Annotated in this window: 30 protein-coding genes; all 30 read left to right on the plus strand. The window is 42.3% G+C overall.

Translation table 11 applies throughout. From position 1 onward, the window contains the following. Positions 1–9 precede the first annotated feature (9 nt). The 30 genes from FYJ60_RS04355 to FYJ60_RS04500 all read left to right on the plus strand — a co-directional run bounded on the left by FYJ60_RS04355 (position 10) and on the right by FYJ60_RS04500 (position 16735). The gene (locus FYJ60_RS04355) at positions 10–339 is read left to right on the plus strand and encodes a hypothetical protein (RefSeq protein ID WP_154457333.1); all 330 of its coding nucleotides are present in this window, start codon (positions 10–12) and stop codon (positions 337–339) included. After that, positions 336–539 carry a hypothetical protein gene (locus FYJ60_RS04360; RefSeq protein WP_154457334.1) on the plus strand — a complete coding sequence of 68 codons (204 nt, stop codon included), beginning with the start codon at positions 336–338 and terminating at the stop codon, positions 537–539. Before FYJ60_RS04355 ends, FYJ60_RS04360 begins: the two co-directional genes overlap by 4 nt. Positions 540–697: 158 nt before the next feature. Beyond that, the gene (locus tag FYJ60_RS04365; RefSeq protein WP_154457335.1) at positions 698–988 is read left to right on the plus strand and encodes a VRR-NUC domain-containing protein; all 291 of its coding nucleotides are present in this window, start codon (positions 698–700) and stop codon (positions 986–988) included. Beyond that, positions 978–1811 (plus strand): DNA-methyltransferase, encoded by an 834-nt coding sequence (locus FYJ60_RS04370; protein ID WP_235903317.1) that lies wholly within the window; start codon positions 978–980, stop codon positions 1809–1811. Before FYJ60_RS04365 ends, FYJ60_RS04370 begins: the two co-directional genes overlap by 11 nt. After that, complete coding sequence (locus FYJ60_RS04375; RefSeq protein WP_154457336.1) at positions 1786–2400, plus strand: HD domain-containing protein; 615 nt, start codon at positions 1786–1788, stop codon at positions 2398–2400. Before FYJ60_RS04370 ends, FYJ60_RS04375 begins: the two co-directional genes overlap by 26 nt. Beyond that, entirely contained in the window at positions 2400–2585 is a 186-nt protein-coding gene (locus FYJ60_RS04380; protein ID WP_154457337.1) for a hypothetical protein, read from the plus strand. The genes FYJ60_RS04375 and FYJ60_RS04380 overlap by 1 nt, the downstream gene beginning before the upstream one ends. Next, positions 2585–3601, plus strand: a complete 1017-nt coding sequence (locus FYJ60_RS04385; RefSeq protein WP_154457338.1) for an AAA family ATPase — start codon at positions 2585–2587, stop codon at positions 3599–3601. Before FYJ60_RS04380 ends, FYJ60_RS04385 begins: the two co-directional genes overlap by 1 nt. A 3-nt stretch (positions 3602–3604) precedes the next feature. Then, positions 3605–4120 (plus strand): DUF669 domain-containing protein, encoded by a 516-nt coding sequence (locus FYJ60_RS04390; RefSeq protein WP_154457339.1) that lies wholly within the window; start codon positions 3605–3607, stop codon positions 4118–4120. 50 nt (positions 4121–4170) lie between these two features. Then, a complete protein-coding gene (locus FYJ60_RS04395; protein WP_154457340.1) occupies positions 4171–6144 on the plus strand; it encodes a hypothetical protein in 1974 nt (657 codons plus the stop codon). Continuing rightward, the gene (locus tag FYJ60_RS04400; protein WP_154457341.1) at positions 6095–6358 is read left to right on the plus strand and encodes a hypothetical protein; all 264 of its coding nucleotides are present in this window, start codon (positions 6095–6097) and stop codon (positions 6356–6358) included. Before FYJ60_RS04395 ends, FYJ60_RS04400 begins: the two co-directional genes overlap by 50 nt. A 70-nt stretch (positions 6359–6428) precedes the next feature. Continuing rightward, positions 6429–6728 (plus strand): hypothetical protein, encoded by a 300-nt coding sequence (locus tag FYJ60_RS04405; RefSeq protein ID WP_154457342.1) that lies wholly within the window; start codon positions 6429–6431, stop codon positions 6726–6728. A 113-nt stretch (positions 6729–6841) separates the two neighbouring features. Beyond that, positions 6842–8842, plus strand: coding sequence for a DNA primase family protein (locus tag FYJ60_RS04410; protein ID WP_154457343.1), 2001 nt, complete (start codon positions 6842–6844; stop codon positions 8840–8842). Positions 8843–8998: 156 nt separating this feature from the next. Continuing rightward, positions 8999–9514: a hypothetical protein gene (locus tag FYJ60_RS04415; RefSeq protein WP_235903318.1), complete on the plus strand. Its 516-nt coding sequence runs from the start codon at positions 8999–9001 to the stop codon at positions 9512–9514. Between the two features lie 78 nt (positions 9515–9592). After that, positions 9593–9844: a hypothetical protein gene (locus FYJ60_RS04420; RefSeq protein WP_154457344.1), complete on the plus strand. Its 252-nt coding sequence runs from the start codon at positions 9593–9595 to the stop codon at positions 9842–9844. Then, entirely contained in the window at positions 9837–10292 is a 456-nt protein-coding gene (locus FYJ60_RS04425) for a hypothetical protein (protein ID WP_154457345.1), read from the plus strand. Before FYJ60_RS04420 ends, FYJ60_RS04425 begins: the two co-directional genes overlap by 8 nt. Next, complete coding sequence (locus tag FYJ60_RS04430; protein WP_154457346.1) at positions 10289–10546, plus strand: hypothetical protein; 258 nt, start codon at positions 10289–10291, stop codon at positions 10544–10546. The genes FYJ60_RS04425 and FYJ60_RS04430 overlap by 4 nt, the downstream gene beginning before the upstream one ends. Then, on the plus strand, positions 10533–10844 hold the full coding sequence (locus tag FYJ60_RS04435; RefSeq protein WP_154457347.1) for a hypothetical protein: 312 nt from the start codon (positions 10533–10535) through the stop codon (positions 10842–10844). The genes FYJ60_RS04430 and FYJ60_RS04435 overlap by 14 nt, the downstream gene beginning before the upstream one ends. Before the next feature lie 80 nt (positions 10845–10924). Beyond that, complete coding sequence (locus tag FYJ60_RS04440; protein ID WP_154457348.1) at positions 10925–11125, plus strand: hypothetical protein; 201 nt, start codon at positions 10925–10927, stop codon at positions 11123–11125. A gap of 234 nt (positions 11126–11359) precedes the next feature. Then, positions 11360–11602: a hypothetical protein gene (locus FYJ60_RS04445; RefSeq protein ID WP_154457349.1), complete on the plus strand. Its 243-nt coding sequence runs from the start codon at positions 11360–11362 to the stop codon at positions 11600–11602. 345 nt (positions 11603–11947) lie between these two features. Then, the gene (locus tag FYJ60_RS04450) at positions 11948–12169 is read left to right on the plus strand and encodes a hypothetical protein (protein ID WP_154457350.1); all 222 of its coding nucleotides are present in this window, start codon (positions 11948–11950) and stop codon (positions 12167–12169) included. 268 nt (positions 12170–12437) lie between these two features. Further along, a complete protein-coding gene (locus FYJ60_RS04455; RefSeq protein ID WP_235903319.1) occupies positions 12438–12686 on the plus strand; it encodes a DUF3310 domain-containing protein in 249 nt (82 codons plus the stop codon). 275 nt (positions 12687–12961) lie between these two features. Next, on the plus strand, positions 12962–13249 hold the full coding sequence (locus FYJ60_RS04460) for a hypothetical protein (protein ID WP_154457351.1): 288 nt from the start codon (positions 12962–12964) through the stop codon (positions 13247–13249). Beyond that, on the plus strand, positions 13246–13659 hold the full coding sequence (gene dut, locus FYJ60_RS04465) for a dUTP diphosphatase (protein ID WP_154457352.1): 414 nt from the start codon (positions 13246–13248) through the stop codon (positions 13657–13659). Before FYJ60_RS04460 ends, dut begins: the two co-directional genes overlap by 4 nt. Before the next feature lie 48 nt (positions 13660–13707). Then, complete coding sequence (locus tag FYJ60_RS04470) at positions 13708–13935, plus strand: hypothetical protein (protein WP_154457353.1); 228 nt, start codon at positions 13708–13710, stop codon at positions 13933–13935. A gap of 38 nt (positions 13936–13973) precedes the next feature. Beyond that, a complete protein-coding gene (locus tag FYJ60_RS04475; protein WP_154457354.1) occupies positions 13974–14675 on the plus strand; it encodes a hypothetical protein in 702 nt (233 codons plus the stop codon). Further along, on the plus strand, positions 14659–14907 hold the full coding sequence (locus tag FYJ60_RS04480) for a hypothetical protein (RefSeq protein ID WP_154457355.1): 249 nt from the start codon (positions 14659–14661) through the stop codon (positions 14905–14907). The genes FYJ60_RS04475 and FYJ60_RS04480 overlap by 17 nt, the downstream gene beginning before the upstream one ends. Before the next feature lie 165 nt (positions 14908–15072). Beyond that, positions 15073–15306: a hypothetical protein gene (locus FYJ60_RS04485; protein ID WP_154457356.1), complete on the plus strand. Its 234-nt coding sequence runs from the start codon at positions 15073–15075 to the stop codon at positions 15304–15306. Further along, on the plus strand, positions 15299–15991 hold the full coding sequence (locus FYJ60_RS04490) for a DUF4417 domain-containing protein (RefSeq protein WP_154457357.1): 693 nt from the start codon (positions 15299–15301) through the stop codon (positions 15989–15991). Before FYJ60_RS04485 ends, FYJ60_RS04490 begins: the two co-directional genes overlap by 8 nt. Beyond that, positions 15939–16580 carry a hypothetical protein gene (locus tag FYJ60_RS04495; protein WP_154457358.1) on the plus strand — a complete coding sequence of 214 codons (642 nt, stop codon included), beginning with the start codon at positions 15939–15941 and terminating at the stop codon, positions 16578–16580. Before FYJ60_RS04490 ends, FYJ60_RS04495 begins: the two co-directional genes overlap by 53 nt. Continuing rightward, positions 16580–16735, plus strand: a complete 156-nt coding sequence (locus FYJ60_RS04500) for a hypothetical protein (RefSeq protein ID WP_154457359.1) — start codon at positions 16580–16582, stop codon at positions 16733–16735. The genes FYJ60_RS04495 and FYJ60_RS04500 overlap by 1 nt, the downstream gene beginning before the upstream one ends. The last annotated feature ends 369 nt before the right edge of the window (positions 16736–17104 follow it).

Below are 17104 nucleotides of genomic sequence, written 5' to 3' on the forward strand. Positions count from 1 at the left end.
GGATATGATATGGGGATTCAATGGGAATTGAGTCAGAGGACAACAACTAATTTGTATGACGCAAGTGTATACCTTACTGATGGTGGTAAGAGAACCGATATATCTATTAAAAAAGAAATATGGAAATTGATGGAACGTCCGGACAGGGTGTCTTGTGGCGTGGACAAAGATGCAGGAAGGATTTACTTCCGTGAGGATAAGCAGGGATATTCCGTGACGAAGAGCGGATCAAAGATGCGGGTTTATTTTCATATGGCTGCACCACATAAAGATTTTGTGGGTGACTATGATGTACATTTCGATCCTGTACAAAAGATGTTTTACATCAGTAAACGATGAACGACGATGGATACCATAACCTGTGTAACGCCGTGATTATACAGGCAATAAAAGATCACCGCAGTGCTGTAAGGAAAAATAATAAGGATGAGGTTGAAAGAATAGAAAGATTTTTCAGAAGCAGATATTTTTCTTTTTATTCTGACCTTGACGGGGAAGATGTTTTGAGGAGGCTGAAAAAGTATGAAGATAATTCTTAATGTGCTACTAAGGTCAGCCGCATTTGTGATGTTAAGTACGGCGATGTTTATACAGCATCCGATGGACAGTGCGTCTGTATTATGCACGGTAATCAGTTTGAGTGGTTTGGGGGTGTTATCGTTGTGTGCCGTAGCAGATTTAACAGGTAAGAAAAGGAATGGCAGCAGAGAAGAACTTTGAAAACCGTGTAAAGGCTTATCTGAAAAGTAAAGGTGTCTGGTACATCAAATACTGGGGTGGTGCGAGGTTCACCAAATCAGGCATACCGGATTTACTTGCCTGCGTGAATGGCAAGTTCGTTGCAATCGAATTGAAAGCACCGAATGGCAAGCCGTCAGAGCTACAGCTTTACACGATAGAACAGATCAAGAAAGCAGGGGGAAAGGCGTTCGTGCTTTACCCGAAAGACTTCAATAAGTTTAAGGAATGGATGGAACATGAAATGTGAATTATACAACGACAGCATGCAGAATTGGAAGTGCTATCCAATTCATAAGGCACAGTTGATTATTGCCGATGTACCCTACAACGTGGGTACTAACTTTTACGGAAGTAACCCTATGTGGTACAAAGGCGGTGACAATAAAAACGGGGAATCAAAATTAGCAGGAAAAGCGGCTTTTGCATCGGATTTTAATTTCAATCTGTATGAATATTTTCACTTCTGTTCACAGTTGATGAGAAAAGACGACAAGAAAGCAGTAGCAAGGGGGAGATCGTCAAATAGTCCGTGTATGATTGTATTCTGTTCGTTTGAGCAGACACAAACACTAATCAATGCTGCGGAGAAACACGGATTTATCCATTATATCCCACTATCATTCATCAAAAACTATTCCCCGCAGGTGTTAAAAGCCAATATGCGGATTGTGGGAGCAACCGAACACGCATTGTTGTTTTACCGTGACAAGTTGCCAAAGTTCAGGAACGGTTTACAAGTAGATGAGAACGGAAAGAACATTCGCGGAACTGGACACATGATTTTTGATTGGTTCGTGTGGGAACGTGACCCGAAGGATATTCCCAAAATTCATCCGGCACAAAAGCCGGTATCACTTATGAAAAGACTGATAGAAATCTTTACAGACCCTGGAGATGTCGTGATTGATCCGTGTTTCGGTTCCGGTTCAACCGCAAGGGCGTGTCAGGAGTTGGGGAGAAATTTCTATGGTTTTGAAATAAACAAGACCTTCTATAAGAGGGCAAAAGAGGAAATGTTACTGAAAGGAGAGGAACTTGGAAACGTTGGACAACAAAAAATATGTGGTTGACAGGCTGATGTCAACCGGACGGGAAGGGATGTGTGATCTTATCTCTTACATGGACGAGGTCGGATTTTTCGAAGCGCCGTGCAGTGGTGGGAATCATCTGTGTTGCAAATACGGTCTGGTTCAGCACACAAGAAATGTAATGATGGCCGCAGAGAACATCGGATACGCACTGCTCGGAAAGAAAGATTATGAAGAAATCAGACCGTCTGTAATCATCGTTTCTGCACTTCATGATCTGGGGAAGTGTGGAGACTTCGGAAAACCGCTCTATGTTCCGAACATGATCAAAAACAAGAAGTACAAGAAATCCACGGCAGATACAGAATCAGAGTATATACAGTCTGATGCAAAGCCGTATGAGCGGAATAAAAATTTAACGAATGTTCCGCATTCTTTCAAATCAGCCAGTATCGCATGGCGGTTCATCGATCTGACTGAGGACGAAGAGTATGCCATCATGTACCATGACGGTCTGTATGACCGTGAGACAGGCGGAATGGCGATCATTCCCGGACACGAAACACCATTATACATTATCGTACACACGGCAGATTTGTGGTCTGCGAGAATCACGGAAGGAGAAAAATGATGGATTGGAAAGATGTACCAAAGTACGGAAAAGACGGACGGTTTATTACTGAGGATGAATTCAGAGATGCAGTTATCGATGTTGCGTCCGATTTAGCTGTTAGAGTCAGCCCAAGAGTCGCATTGGAAGCTATAACCTTTGGAGTGTTACTTAATAAGAAACTTTTTGAGAAGGAGGGCAAATAATGGGAAAACTTGTATTTATTATGGGACGGTCGGGAACCGGAAAATCCCACAGCATGAAGAACATTCCTGCCGACAGGCTCGGAGTAATTAACATCGAGGGCAAAGACCTTCCGTTTGGAAAGACCGCACCTGCATTTAAGGCAGAAACAGTCTGCACGGATGATCCGGAAGACATTGAAGAAACAATGGACAGCATGTCAAAGGATCATGACATTATTGTCATTGATGATTTCCAGTACCTTATGGGGCATGAATTTATGCGCAGAGTGTACGAAAAAGGCTTTGATAAGTGGAATGAAATTGCAAAACACACGTTTGACACGCTGAGACACATTTCCAGGTTGCCTAGTAATGTGGTTGTTTATGTAATGTGCCATACAGACAAGGATGATGACGGCAATGAGAAGATAAAGACCCTAGGAAAGATGCTTGATGACAAGATCGTTCTTGAGGGCATGTCCACCATCGTTCTGAAATCCGAATGCGTGGATGGGAAGTATTATTTCTTCACACAGAACAGCGGACAGGACACCGTGAAATCACCAGAAGACATGTTCCCATCAAGGGCGATCCCCAATGACCTTCTGTATGTAGATAACAAAATTCGTAACTATTGGGACATGAACGGGGCAAAATCGGATTCTGAGATTCAGAAAGAGGATCAGGCCAACACTGTGTCAGAAGATTCTGTATCTGCACCAAAAAGAACGAGAAGAAGTAGGAGACAAGCGGAAGAAAAAGATGTAGAATCAAAAGTGGACACACAGTCCACAGATGAAATTATGAATATTCCGGATGGTGAAGAAGAAGAAGTCCCCTTTGAAGAAAAAGATGCATTGTTAAAAGAGGACACCTATTTCAAAACGGCAGACGGAAATTACATTATGAAACACGCCGGGGATATTGCACCAGAGAATGCAGAGATCATTACAAAAGAAGAGTTTGTAAAAGGCGGTTCAGAAGTCGCACAGAACACCGAAGAAGCACCAGTAAGACGCAGAAGAAGGAGAGGATAAGTCATGGGAGTAGATTTCAGTGCATTTAATAACAGATTCAGCAAGGATGAAATTAAAAAAGCTGAACAGAGATATAAGAAGTTTGAGGAAGAACACGGGAACAATTATAAAGAAGTCCCGTCAGGCGTATACGCAGTTGACGTCGACAAGATGGAAGTTGGGAAAAGCTCGTGGGGAGCAGGCCAGATCAACATCACGTTTGTGATTACGGACGGTGATTACAAGGGACAGAAACTTTTCTACAACGGAACGTTCGATGATAATTTTGCACACGGGGAAGAGCAGACAGCAAGGCTTATCGAGGGTCTGACGGATTGCGGAATATCAAAAGAAACCGCACTGTTGATGCAGGAATCGTCGGACGTAAAGGAGAACATTCTCGATATTTATCAGGAAATTCATGACAAACTTTCCTACGACCTTGATTATGACGTGAAAACCAGTAAGAAACTTAATCCTAACACCAATAAGCCCTATGTCAATAAATTCTTTAGTATTGATGCAGTGTATGACAAATGATTTTTTATGCCAAAATAGTTGACTGACAGTCCACACAGAGAGACAAGAAAATGCTTTTTTATGATATGGAAGTGTTCAAGTATGACTGGTTAGGTGTCTTCATTGACATGGAAACTGAGCGCACAACAGTCATACACAATGACAGAAAGACTCTGACTGACTATTTCAACGAGCATTCATCTTCCATATGGGTAGGGTACAACAACAAGCATTATGACCAGTACATTGTGAAGGGAATAATGCTTGATTTAAACCCGAAAGACATCAACGACTCGATCATCATTCACCGCATGGACGGCTGGCAAATATCACCGGAATTCAACAAGATTCCAATGATTAACTACGATGTGAAGCAGAACCTTCCCGGATATATCCGTAACTTTGGCTTGAAAACAATCGAAGGATTTATGGGTTCGGACATCCGGGAAACAGAGGTTCGCTTCGATGTTGACAGGCCACTCACAGAAGAAGAGCTGCAACAGACAATCTACTACTGTACGCATGATGTAGAAGAGACAATCAAGGTTTTCATGGCGAATGGCGATACTTTTTACGCCATGAAACAGATTGTCGAAGCGTTCCCGAAACAGGTGACACTTGCAGACATCGGGGATACCGAAGCAAGGATAACTGCAAAGGTTCTCGGATGCAGGAAGACCGACAGGATGGATGAATTTGATTTTGAGTTTCTACCGTGTTTGAGGTTGAAAAAATACAAATTCGTTCAGGATTGGTTTGCGGAGCGCAGGGCAGAAGCGCAGAGGTTACACCTTGGTAATGCGTCAGAAAAAGAGAAGAAAGAGTGGTACAAGCAACAGAATCTGTCTTGTGAAATCTGCGGAATTACGTTTCAGTTTGGATTCGGCGGTGTACACGGAGCGCCTGATCATCCGATACGTCTTACAAGGGCAGACGGGGCAGGGTATCACGTTGATGTGAATAACTATTATCCTTCCATGTTGAACGCTTACGGCCTTGTTACACGGTCTGCAACAAACGATAACTACATGAAGGTGTACAACACCAGGAAAGCCATGAAGATGAAGCAGCTTGCCGCCAAAACAAGGCAGGAAGCAAAGGCATGGAAGAAGAAACAGTTGCCGTACAAGAAGATGCTTAATGCCCTGTCAGGAGCCATGAAGGATAGAACGAATCCTGCATATGATCCACGGAATAACAATACCATGTGTATCAACGGACAGCTTATGCTGCTAGACCTTGTGGAACATCTGGAGGTAATACCGGGATTCAGACCGATCAACGTGAACACGGACGGTCTTGTTGTATGGATTCCCGACACGGACGAAGCGTTCTATCAGATGGATGACATTTGTTATGAATGGGAGCAGAGATGCAGTACGGACAAATGTGAGATAGGGCTTGCGCTTGACTGTTTGGATTCAATCACACAGAAAGACGTAAACAACTATTTGTGGGTGGATGCAGAGGGGGGAATTGAGCGTATCGGTTCATATGTAAAGGAGCTGTCACAAATAGACAATGACCTGCCGATTATCAACAAGGCGGTTGTTGATTGCTTATCAAAAGGCGTTCCGGTCGAGGAAACAATCAACGGCTGCAATGATCTAGGAATGTTTCAGAAGATGGCAAAGCTCACAAAGGCATATGACCATGTGGAGAAGGAGTTCGGAGAATATAAAGTCAGAAGCCATTTCTACAACGGAAGGGACGGAGTGCACGCAAAAGGACAGCTAAAGAGCCGTGATTATATTTACCAGAGAGAAAACAGAATTCTACATGAGCAGAATTTCCGTGTGTTTGCTTCAAAGGACATGAGGGAAGGGCGTTTGATCAAGTGCAAAGCGCTTGACAACGGAAAGTTTAGAAGAGACAAGTTCGGCAATACACCGGATCACTGTTTTATCTGGAATGAGTCTACAGAAGGCGTGAAATGCCCGGAAAATCTGGACAAGGAATGGTATATCGATTTAGCGAGACAGAGGATAGAGGATTATGGATTCAAAGATGAGAGGGACAATTATCAAGAGGATGCGGTCTGCTGACGCAGGATATTTCTTTGTAAAAGGTGATGACGGAAAAGAATATTATGCGGCAAGAAAGTTCTGCAAGAACTATGTGAAGAAACACTGGAATCAGTTTGTGCAGGTAGGAAAGGTTGTCTATTTCATACCGAAGAAGAGTGACAGGGAACGTCCAAACGCAACGGAAATAGATTTCGAGGATGATCACCATGACAACAACAGAGTTGGAAATTAAATATCCCGGAGGAATAATGCGGCTGAAGTTGGAACGGTTCTTTCCGTGTACAGGAAGAGACTTAAGAAAATTGTTTCGCACGACTCTGAACGCTTCTCCGGACTACACAGAAGCGTGTGAAAAGATGGAAGCCTATCTGAATAAGGCGCTTGCTGATGTTTCCGATGTAGTGCGCTTGAAAGAGTATGCGAACGGATATGCAGACTATCACGAAAAGTACAAGGAAAAGCTGGAAGAAGTCGCAAAGATGCAGGCCGACTTAGACCGGAACAAAGCCGCGATGAATAATTATGAACGAAGTTCTCCGCAGTATAAGATGCTTCACACGCACTACAAGGAACACAAAGACCGCCTGAGCGCAAAGAAATAATCACTGAAATTTTACAAGGCTTGTGCCACGGAGAACAAACGGGAGTTTGAAAAACTCATCAGGTATCAGAAGAAGTACAAAGAAAATCTGAAACTATTAACGGAGTTGACGGGATGAATTGGAACGGTAATGACAAGGTATTTCGGACATATTTTCACGGGAAGAAGAAACAGGACAAAGAGAAAGTCCGATGTGTCCCGGCAGAAAAGGTAAAAGATCAGGAAGGGCACACTTTTGAAGAGGTAAGAGACGATGGTTTTTTCGGTGCCGTACTGAATCCCGGATATATTGACATTTCGTTTGATACCAAAGAAATGTCAGATGCCATGTTCGACATATTAGACTCACAGAGCCTTCATTGTCTGGAACTGAGCAACCCGAAGAACGGTCATATCCATACTTACTGGAAGAAGCCTAAAGACTGGAAATACAAGGACGGGGAAGATATTACACTTGCTTGCGGACTTATCGCAGATATTCACAGCGGCAGCACCTTCATTCCTCTTTGTATTGACGGTGCAAAGAGATTCCCACCAGAGTATGACGAGACAGACGAGAACGGGGATTATGACGAGGTTCCGAAGTTCCTATATCCGGTCAATACCAATAAGAAATTTTGGCATATGAGAGCCGGGGAAGGGAGAAACAGCGACTTACACGGTTATATCCTAGTTCTCTGGACACAGTTGCAAATGTCCAAAGACGAGGTGCGCAGGATGTACAAGGAGATTATCAACCCGTACATTCTTGCGGAACCACTTGATGAACGGGAACTCGACACAATCATGAGGGATGATTCGTTTCAGAGTATTGAGAATGACGAGGTTGTCCCGATTGAAAGTTTCTACGATGGGAGAACGTTTCTTACAGACGTGTTTTCAGATTACATGATCGAACACGCACACGTCTGCAAGATCAGCGGGAGACTGCATGTCTATGAGAACGGGATATACGTGTACGGAAAAGACAAACTGTATCACAGAATGCTGAAATATGACCGCAGAATGAAGCGGAACAACAAGGCAGAGGTATATGAATTCTTGTGGAGTGAAGCCCCGGAGATAGACGGAGGAATGAAACCGCAGTATGTGGCTTTTGAAAACGGTATTTATGACATCATAAACGACTGCATGATGCCATTCAGCCCGGAATTCATTATCACCAACAAGATACCGTGGAATTACAACCCGACAGCGTACTGTGAATCGACAGATAAGATGCTTGATAACGTGTCATGCCACGACAAGGACATCCGCTATTTACTGGAACAGTTTATAGGATATTGCATGTTTAGAAGCAACGTGTACCAGAAAGCGGTGATACTTGTCGGCAGCGGAGCAAACGGAAAATCCGCAATGCTCAGAACCATACAGGCGATGCTTGGAACAGAAAATTTTTCAACACTGGATATTAACGCACTTAACGACAGGTTTTCCACATCGTTGATGTATGAAAAACTCGCAAATATCGGTGATGATATTTCCGATGAGTTCTTACACGGCAATCAGGTGGCAACGTTCAAGAAAGTAGTAACCGGTGACCGGATTAAGGCAGAGGACAAAGGCGTTGAGCCATACGAATTCAACCCGTATGCGAAACTTATTTTCTCCTGTAACGACATGCCTAGAATCCGTGATAGGAGCGGGGCGGTAAAGCGTAGACTGATTATGATTCCGTTTAACGCAAAGTTCAGTCCGGACGATAAAGACTATGACCCGCACATCGAGGACAAAGTTCAGACAAGGGAGAGTATCGAATATCTGATTCGGATTTCCCTTAATGCTTTCCGTGACGTAATAAAGGAAAACAAATTCCACGAGTCAAGCGCGACAAACGAGACACTTAAAAGCTATGACACGGAGAATAACCCGATTATAGGTTTCGTCACAGAACTCGACGAAGGTGTACATCCGGATGACCCATGGAAAGCATTGATCGGTCAACCGGTAAGAGTAACTTATGACAAATACATTCATTATTGTGATTCTTCCGGTATTCATCGAATGACAATAAGCACTTTTTCTAAACAGCTTTCCTTGCTGTACGGAATTAAAAGCTCAGTCTCGATAATAGACGGGAAGTCTCACAGGGTATATACGAAGGAGAAACAATGAAAGTATTGGTAGCTTGCGAGGAATCGCAGAGAGTGTGTACAGAGTTCCGAAAACGAGGACATGAAGCGTACAGTTGCGATATTCAGAAATGCAGTGGTGGTCACCCGGAATGGCACATTCTCGACAACGCTTTATACGTGATAGGGGGGGGGTACCGTGAAGCTGCAAAACGGTAAGTGGTTGACCGTTGACCATTGGGATTTGATCATTGCACACCCGCCATGCACTTACCTGTCACACGTAAATACAGCCGGTCACAGCTTGAAAAAGACACCAGAAAACCGCATAGAGGGCGCAACAATCGAACGGATTCACGCTATGGAATTTTTTATGAGGTGCTTTCAGGCACCTTGCGAGAAAGTAGCGGTTGAGAATCCGGTCGGAATCATGAATTCCGTTTTCAGGCAGCCAGATCAGATTATCGAACCGTACCAGTTCGCAGAATCCATAGACGATTCTGAGAATTATGTTACGAAGCGCACATGTTTGTGGTTAAAAGGGCTAAATCCGTTGAAAACGAATGATCTTCCCAGACCAGACAATGCAAAATTGTTCGGGACGTATGCAACTGGAAAATCAAAATGTTGGGAAGATTCAAGCACAAGAGACGCAGGAGTCAGAAGCAAGACATTTCTGGGCATAGCAAAAGCAATGGCAGAACAGTGGGGATAATTTATGAGATACGAAGTAAATGAATGCTGCGATTGCGCTAATGACACATATCCATGTATTGGTGACTCATGCAGTCTCATGCATACAGTCAGATACCGATGCGATGACTGCGATACAGACGATCTGACAGAAGATCAAATACATCACATTGACGGAATGGATTTGTGTGACGATTGCTATCGGGACTATACCATGTGGGACGATTACGATTACTGCGACGAGTGCCAGGGATATGGTGACGATTACAGCTTTGATGATGACGGAGAATTAGTTGATAACTGTACAGATTGCGCTTTCAATCCATACAGAAAGGAGAACGATGATGAGTAAGTTTACAGAAGATGAAAAAATAATTTTAAGAAATCTGCCGAAAGAATATAAGTATATCGCAAGGGATAAAGATGGAATGATTTATGTCTATGATATGTTGCCTACAAGGTTGTATAGCCGATTCGCATTAAAGGGAATTTGGCGAAGTTTAAGCGTGTTTGAAAATATATTCAAAGGTGTTACATGGGAAAACAGCCCGATCTGTTTCCGTGATCCGCAGATTCTCGATGATAAAGAACGAGAGTATCTTACGGCGGTGTTGAAGCCACTGCCGAAAGTTAAAACAATTAAGAAAGTCGAAACACCAATGATAAATAGCGAATATTTAATGGTGATATTTCGCAATAGAGAAATCATGTCATTCCCGTTTTTCAAATTACATGCGATGTACAGGGGCATGGAAGTTGGAAGAGAATACACGCTTAAAGAGCTGGGGTTGAAATTATGAGTGCAATCACAAAGAAAGCAGAAGTGTTTAAGGAAGAACTGAAAAAGAATTATATAGGTTGTAGAACCTGTAAGCACAGACCAGAAATAGACGATGATGGTGACGTGGTTCCACCAAAAATGAACGAGCCAGTCAATTATTCTTTTGAAGATTACAAATGTCCGTTTGTTTGTGACGATTCGTATTACAACAGAATGCCAGACGATGATTTCTACTGTAGCTATTGGGAAGGAGAACAGGATGAGACTGATTAATGCAGATGAATTGAAACACGGTTTCAATACTCATTTTGTAAGCGAAAAATACGGTTATGAAAATATTGATGTACGAGAAGTGATCGAGCGTATAGATGCTATGCCAACACTCGGGGGAACGCCAATATCGGCACACTGGATTCCAGAATGCCCTAATAAACGCACTGGGAAAGCCTACAGGCACACATGTTCGAGATGTGGAAGAACCGTATATGATGAACGGCAGGTATCTATTGACGAGAAGGGATACTATTTTTGTCCGCACTGTGGTGCGAAGATGAACGAGGTGGAAGAATGAAAGAAACTTTATACATGCGAAATTTGTCACATCGACTACGCTGACCCACAAAAGGCCACAAAATGTATAGGAGATAAGAAATGGATGAACATTGTTTGTTTTTGAAAAACAGGGATATAAGGATACTTGATGAATTACAAGAAGATGTAAATTTATTGCAATCGAGAATTAATGAGGTACGCAGGCATGTTCTGGAATGCAAAAGTAAAGAAGATTTTGAAAAAATAGATGAAGAGATACCGTTTGACGAGGGTTATAAGCATATAGAACTTTTTGACTAGATTATAAACCAACCGGTTTATATACTGCCCCACGTAACTGAAGAATCCCAACAGTATGACTGATGAATAGGGTTACAACGGAAAATAAAAAACAGGACGCAACAAATGTGATGGCACACGTAAACAGCCGGACGGGGCAGCGGCACACAGACAGATGCTCCGGGGGATGGATGACGATAAAAGGATTCCGCCGCCCGGAGGTCTGGAGGAGGGAAGATATGAGAGGTGAACAGGATGAAATGTGTTAGATGTCCTCTATACCACTACTGGAGCAATGAAAGCGATAGTGGCGAGGCGTGTGCGATATTTGGAGATGGGTGGGATAGCCCATTTCAGTATGAAGATAAAGACGGAACAACAGTAGGGTGTTATCTTGATAGTCACTTTATCAAAAAAGCAGACGCAGAGCGAGATGAATACTATGCGGCAATGGCAGAAAGCATGATGAGAGGTGAACAGGACGAATGGATGATCTAATCAGCAGACAGGCAGCGATTGATGCGCTTAGAACGTGTTATGACACAGAAACTGTCACATACACAAATGGCAATGAATACATTGACTACGATCAAATGTTAGATTTATTAAATTCGCTTCCGACCGTACAGCCCGAACCGTCAATCCCGTTGTCGTGGATTGAGAAACCAGTAGCACATGCACATTGGTTTACGCTAGATCCGAATCAGCGCACGGGAAAAGCATATGAATTCGCATGTTCAAATTGTGAACGAGTCGTATTCACTTCTAGGCAAAAATCCATAAATGAGTTGGGATATGTATTTTGTCCACACTGCGGCGCAAAGATGGACGAGGATAATGAAAATGGATAAAGAAAAAACAATACATGCACATTGGGAACTTGCCCCTGAAGATACGGCGTATGACAACGTGTGGATATGTTCAAACTGCGGTGAAGATTTCACACAACACAGAAAACCGAAATTTAGATATTGTCCGAACTGTGGAGCAAGGATGGATGAGGGTGAGAATGATGAAAACAAGAACGAGATGGAAAACGTGGAACAGAAAACATCCGATTATTAACAAAAGATTGTTTTGTGAAGAGCTCGGTGGGTTTTATAAGATTACCAAGATTCAATCGTGTAAAGAATACTGCCGTAATGCGGTTACGCCTGATGGGTCAAACTGGTTCATAAAAGAAAGGGCGTTTGTGAGAACGGACAGCAATATCAAATATATAGTTCCGTATTTGTGGTTATATTCAAATAGCACAGACGAAAGTGGGAATTTGTTGAAGAGGTAATAGATAAAATTGAAAGCCGAAACAGACCAATGATAGGAGATGAGACAGATGATGGAAGAGATTAAACCAGATGACATCATTTCCCATCCTTCACATTATTGCGAAGGACGGAAATATGAGCCAAAAGACGTTATAGCCGATTGGGATTTGGATTTCTTTTTGGGGTCTGCAATCAAATATATTTCCAGAGCAGGAAGAAAGCCGGGGAATTCCAAAGAACAGGATTTAAGAAAAGCGATCCAGTATCTTGAATTTGAAATCGAGAAGGAGAAACCAGATGGGTGTTCCGACAGATGAACAAGAAACTATAGTACAAATTAGCCGTATCAGCGGCAAGGCTACGTTTATACCTCTGACTCAACAATGCTTACAAAATTACACAAATTAATGAAGAAAAACCCGGAAGAATGGCGGCTGGTGCATCAGGACACAGTGAATGGAGAAGTCGTATCTGAGACATTTGAGTGTCCAAAGAAATTAATTAGTCTCCGTGCTTCTACATCATCCAGAGTTATGACAGAAGAACAGAGACAGGCTGCAGCAGAAAGATTAAGAAAGGCGAGGGAGAACAAATGAATTTTGCAGGAGCGTTATTCGCATTACAAAGAGGACACAAGGTAAAAAGACATCATTGGACAGGATATTGGAAAGCACGTCAGAGGTTGTCAGACGATAAGTGGATAATCGAAATTCACACTTATGATGGGGAAACATCTGATCTTACAAAAACGAGCAACATCATGTATACACTTTCTAATTGTGCTTGCGATGACTGGGAGATTGTCGAGGACTGGAATAAAAACACGACGCAGCCAGATTACATGAATGATAACTGCGTAGTAGAGGAGGACAAGCAATGAAAGTTGTACTTGATGAAGATGCGTACATGCCGACGAAAGCGCATGAAGCGGATGCAGGCTATGACCTGCGGACGCCGAAAAGAGTAGTGCTCCGGAGAGGTGAGAGCGTTTGCATTGATACAGGTGTTCATATTGCAATTCCTGACGGATGGTACGGAAAGCTTGAAAGCAAGAGCGGGCTGAACGTGAAACATGGGATTGCTTCTCTGGGAGGGGTGATTGACAGCGGTTATACCGGCAGCATTGTAGCGAAACTTTATAATCTCAGTGATGAAGATTATGTATTCGATCCGGGAGACAAAATTGTCCAGATTATATTCATGCTTTACGGAAGGTTTATCATGGATCAGGTTGACGAAATGGAAGAAACCGAACGGGGAGATAAAGGGTTCGGAAGTTCGGGCAGATGAGAAAAGTACAAACGGCAATACAAAGATCATAGAAGGGAGCTTGTGACGATGGATTTTGATTCACTGATTCATATGTTTCTCAAGCACAAGGACGGCTTAAAGTGGATGAATTTTCCAAAGATCGGATGCGGTGAGCGTTATTTCGATTATTACTATGCGGAACGTGGGCTTTATGTTATCCGCTACAAAATAACAGGAGCGCTGTATTTCCTAGAAGCAACATCCCCTAAAGAAGCGTTCATGAAACTTAAAAAAATTCTGGACGATGCGATATAATCACATGTCACAGATGTTTTCGGACGAAGGAGATTATGATGATTAAAGTAGAAAATATAGATGTGTGGGGATTTGAACATGCCATCAGAGGTATGCGCAATCCTATGAATAGTTGGAATAAATCTGATTCTTATAAGTGCGAGTGGGAACTCACAGAAGACTGTGACAAATGCGATAAACTAAATTCAGATAACACGGGAGCGTGTCTTTCAGACAGAGAGTTTTACTGTATCGGAAAGAACGATCTCGACTTAATGCAGAAACTATTTAAGGCGGGAACTGAGCATAGAAAGTATCTCAGACAGATTTTTGTGTCAATGGATATTGTAGCACCGCTGTACTGGTGGAAAGAGTTTGATACATACAAGGTCGGAACCGTAGCCAATTCTTGCTCTACCATGCATAAGCTGACGGCAAAACCGTTCGAAACAACAGACTTTTCTTGTGAAAAACTTGGTCTTGAATCAAATGCAGTTCTTCAAACAATCGTCAATCAGTTGAATAGGTACAGAGCAAATTATCTCGACAGCCGGGAAAAATTCTTTTGGTGGCAGATGATTCAGCTTTTACCAGAATCTTACAATCAGCGCAGAACTGTCACAATAAATTATGAGAACGTATTCTCAATCATTAAACAGCGTACAGGGCATAAGCTGGATGAGTGGAATAAATTTGTAGAGATTCTGAAAACATTGCCGTATGTGAAAGAAATTGGTGGTCTGGATGAAGAAGGCAGTTGATTTTTCAACTTACAAGCACTTACAGAAAATGTCATTCAACGATGTGAATCGTTGGGTGACATCCATCTACAAGAGCGGATATGCTGATGGACATTCAGAATTTGGTGACAATCCGTTAGTTCTGGACGAGGATTCTTTACATGATCTTTTGGTGTCCGTTCCAGGCATAGGAAACACGCTTGCAGACAAGATAGTACAGAGGTTCATAGATGAAACAGGCATACACGATTGACATTGTTCCATACAACCGGTTAACAACAGAAGCAAAGAAAAATTACGGGAAAGTGTGGTATTGCCACCTGATAGGATACCCGGACATCTGTGTCGGAGGTTCTGTTGGAACAAAGAAACACGCAAAGGCAGTTTGTGATTTAAGAAATTTAAGGAGTCCGAACAAATGAGAGTTATCAGCCAAAATAGAAGGATTGATGTAAACTATGATTCCTGCACATTTTATGTAACTGAAGAAGATCATTATATGATTGTGGCTCACATATCAGGAGCAGAAGATGTGTATGTGATGGGGATGTATCAGAGTTTAGACAGAGTAAGAGAAGTTTTTAGAAGCATTGCCAACGAATATGTATCAGGTACGAAGTGTTATGCGCTTCCGAGGAAAGTAGATGTATGACGAGGTGAGTACGAGAAGAGACACTCTTCACGAACTTTATATTTACGGTGCAGAACTGGAACAGCAGTATGGGTTCCCGGTTCTGCAACCGGTCTATGCAGAGCCTATAGAGTCGGTAAGTTTCCGGGAGATGCAGAAGGTTGTGGACACCAAAGGCAAAGTGGTGCATTTCTACATCGATGATTGTTGGTTTGAAAAGCTGTGGACAAATGCGGACAGGTACATTGAGCAGTTAAGATGCTTCCCTTGCGTGATCATGCCGGATTTCTCCGTGTTTGACTATATGCCGTGGTCAATGCAGCTGTGGAACAGATACAGGTCTATGGCGATTGCCTACTATATGTCACAACACGGAATAAAAGTCATTCCTTCTCTTGGTGTACTTCCCAATCACATATGGACGCTTGTGGGATTGCCACAGCACTCAACCGTAGCAGTTAACACGAACGGAAGGATCAAGAAACCAAAAGAACGCAAGCAGTTTGTAAACGAGCTTAATCGCCAGATAAAAATTATTAAACCAAAGAACCTGATCATGGTCGGATTTGTTCCTGACGAATGGACGGAGCCGGTACCAACGATCTATCTTGAATCGGAGTCACAGAAAGAGTACAGAAGGAGATTAAATAAAGATGATGGAATGGGCGGAACGAGAAGTATACGAATTTATAAGGGGATGCGATAATAAAGAATATGCGAGATTGTGTTGTGATTCTACACTCAAGGCATATCATTCTTTGATGGAAGATGGGCATAGCGGTATGTCAATCGGAATTACAAAAAATATCCTCGACAAACTCATTGAAGGTAAACCTCTTACCATGATTGAAGACATCCAGGACGTGTGGGGGTATTCTAGTACAGACGCACTCGGCAACCGCATTTATCAGTGTAAAAGAATGTCATCGTTATTCAAGACCGTTGATCGCGGTATGAATTCTAAATACTCGGACGTAGACCGTGTAAGGTGTGTAGATAAATTCGATTGCCAGTTTAGTTCTGGAATTGCAACAAGATATGTTGATGAACATTATCCAATAAAAATGCCCTACGACGGAAGCGACAAATATGTTTTTACAACCGATGAATTCCTTCTTGACGAAGCGAACGGACAATTTGATTTCTTCGCGTTGCTTACATTAAAAATCAACGGGAATCAAGACTATGATTTTAATCCGGTTTATTATGATCTCCGTTCCGATGGAAAACCGATTGAAATATCAGAGAGTACATACAACGAGTATAAACAAATAGCTAAGAGAAGGAAGAAATAATGGGATACGGTACAGTTTTCGGAAGGACTCATAAGAAGAAACTCACAGCAGCAGAACAGAAGCGCTTTGACGAAGCAAAGGCACGTTACAACGATAAGCGCAGAAAGCGCAATCATTCTAACAAGCAGGAAGGACTGAATAAACTTGAAGGATAATGATGGTGGCGGGAGTTTTGATTTTCTAGGTGTACTCACAATTGCATTTATTGTACTGAAACTGACAAAGGTTATCAGTTGGTCATGGACATGGGTACTTGCTCCAATCTGGATACCAATAATAATTATTCTGATTATAGCGATGATAAAGATGTAGGGTGGATAAAACCACCCTATATTTATTTAACCTCTTTTTCTATTAACATTTATATAAACTCATGCTATTATATAATTAGCGAGAGGGAAAATACCTAAGGAGGAAAAAGCAAATACGGAAATGACAGAAAGATAAAAGGAAATGCTCCGGAGATTGTTCTCCGGAGCAAGCCCTCGATTTCATAATCGTAAAAAATTATTTTCTACTCACAA

Origin of the sequence: Bilifractor porci (genome assembly GCF_009696005.1) — a bacterium.
Taxonomy (GTDB): domain Bacteria; phylum Bacillota; class Clostridia; order Lachnospirales; family Lachnospiraceae; genus Bilifractor; species Bilifractor porci.

What these genes read in the sequence shown, in the direction of transcription:
- FYJ60_RS04485 (WP_154457356.1), top strand. Translation starts at nt 15,073, where the DNA reads ATGAGAGTTATCAGCCAAAATAGAAGGATTGATGTAAACTATGATTCC.
- FYJ60_RS04420 (WP_154457344.1), top strand. Translation starts at nt 9,593, where the DNA reads ATGCATACAGTCAGATACCGATGCGATGACTGCGATACAGACGATCTG.
- FYJ60_RS04450 (WP_154457350.1), top strand. Translation starts at nt 11,948, where the DNA reads ATGGATAAAGAAAAAACAATACATGCACATTGGGAACTTGCCCCTGAA.
- FYJ60_RS04380 (WP_154457337.1), top strand. Translation starts at nt 2,400, where the DNA reads ATGGATTGGAAAGATGTACCAAAGTACGGAAAAGACGGACGGTTTATT.
- FYJ60_RS04355 (WP_154457333.1), top strand. Translation starts at nt 10, where the DNA reads ATGGGGATTCAATGGGAATTGAGTCAGAGGACAACAACTAATTTGTAT.
- FYJ60_RS04385 (WP_154457338.1), top strand. Translation starts at nt 2,585, where the DNA reads ATGGGAAAACTTGTATTTATTATGGGACGGTCGGGAACCGGAAAATCC.
- FYJ60_RS04445 (WP_154457349.1), top strand. Translation starts at nt 11,360, where the DNA reads ATGAAATGTGTTAGATGTCCTCTATACCACTACTGGAGCAATGAAAGC.
- FYJ60_RS04430 (WP_154457346.1), top strand. Translation starts at nt 10,289, where the DNA reads ATGAGTGCAATCACAAAGAAAGCAGAAGTGTTTAAGGAAGAACTGAAA.
- FYJ60_RS04400 (WP_154457341.1), top strand. Translation starts at nt 6,095, where the DNA reads ATGGATTCAAAGATGAGAGGGACAATTATCAAGAGGATGCGGTCTGCT.
- FYJ60_RS04360 (WP_154457334.1), top strand. Translation starts at nt 336, where the DNA reads ATGAACGACGATGGATACCATAACCTGTGTAACGCCGTGATTATACAG.
- FYJ60_RS04490 (WP_154457357.1), top strand. Translation starts at nt 15,299, where the DNA reads ATGTATGACGAGGTGAGTACGAGAAGAGACACTCTTCACGAACTTTAT.
- FYJ60_RS04410 (WP_154457343.1), top strand. Translation starts at nt 6,842, where the DNA reads ATGAATTGGAACGGTAATGACAAGGTATTTCGGACATATTTTCACGGG.
- FYJ60_RS04435 (WP_154457347.1), top strand. Translation starts at nt 10,533, where the DNA reads ATGAGACTGATTAATGCAGATGAATTGAAACACGGTTTCAATACTCAT.
- FYJ60_RS04480 (WP_154457355.1), top strand. Translation starts at nt 14,659, where the DNA reads ATGAAGAAGGCAGTTGATTTTTCAACTTACAAGCACTTACAGAAAATG.
- FYJ60_RS04475 (WP_154457354.1), top strand. Translation starts at nt 13,974, where the DNA reads ATGATTAAAGTAGAAAATATAGATGTGTGGGGATTTGAACATGCCATC.
- FYJ60_RS04425 (WP_154457345.1), top strand. Translation starts at nt 9,837, where the DNA reads ATGAGTAAGTTTACAGAAGATGAAAAAATAATTTTAAGAAATCTGCCG.
- FYJ60_RS04395 (WP_154457340.1), top strand. Translation starts at nt 4,171, where the DNA reads ATGCTTTTTTATGATATGGAAGTGTTCAAGTATGACTGGTTAGGTGTC.
- FYJ60_RS04365 (WP_154457335.1), top strand. Translation starts at nt 698, where the DNA reads ATGGCAGCAGAGAAGAACTTTGAAAACCGTGTAAAGGCTTATCTGAAA.
- FYJ60_RS04440 (WP_154457348.1), top strand. Translation starts at nt 10,925, where the DNA reads ATGGATGAACATTGTTTGTTTTTGAAAAACAGGGATATAAGGATACTT.
- dut (WP_154457352.1), top strand. Translation starts at nt 13,246, where the DNA reads ATGAAAGTTGTACTTGATGAAGATGCGTACATGCCGACGAAAGCGCAT.
- FYJ60_RS04455 (WP_235903319.1), top strand. Translation starts at nt 12,438, where the DNA reads ATGATGGAAGAGATTAAACCAGATGACATCATTTCCCATCCTTCACAT.
- FYJ60_RS04390 (WP_154457339.1), top strand. Translation starts at nt 3,605, where the DNA reads ATGGGAGTAGATTTCAGTGCATTTAATAACAGATTCAGCAAGGATGAA.
- FYJ60_RS04500 (WP_154457359.1), top strand. Translation starts at nt 16,580, where the DNA reads ATGGGATACGGTACAGTTTTCGGAAGGACTCATAAGAAGAAACTCACA.
- FYJ60_RS04495 (WP_154457358.1), top strand. Translation starts at nt 15,939, where the DNA reads ATGATGGAATGGGCGGAACGAGAAGTATACGAATTTATAAGGGGATGC.
- FYJ60_RS04370 (WP_235903317.1), top strand. Translation starts at nt 978, where the DNA reads ATGAAATGTGAATTATACAACGACAGCATGCAGAATTGGAAGTGCTAT.
- FYJ60_RS04470 (WP_154457353.1), top strand. Translation starts at nt 13,708, where the DNA reads ATGGATTTTGATTCACTGATTCATATGTTTCTCAAGCACAAGGACGGC.
- FYJ60_RS04460 (WP_154457351.1), top strand. Translation starts at nt 12,962, where the DNA reads ATGAATTTTGCAGGAGCGTTATTCGCATTACAAAGAGGACACAAGGTA.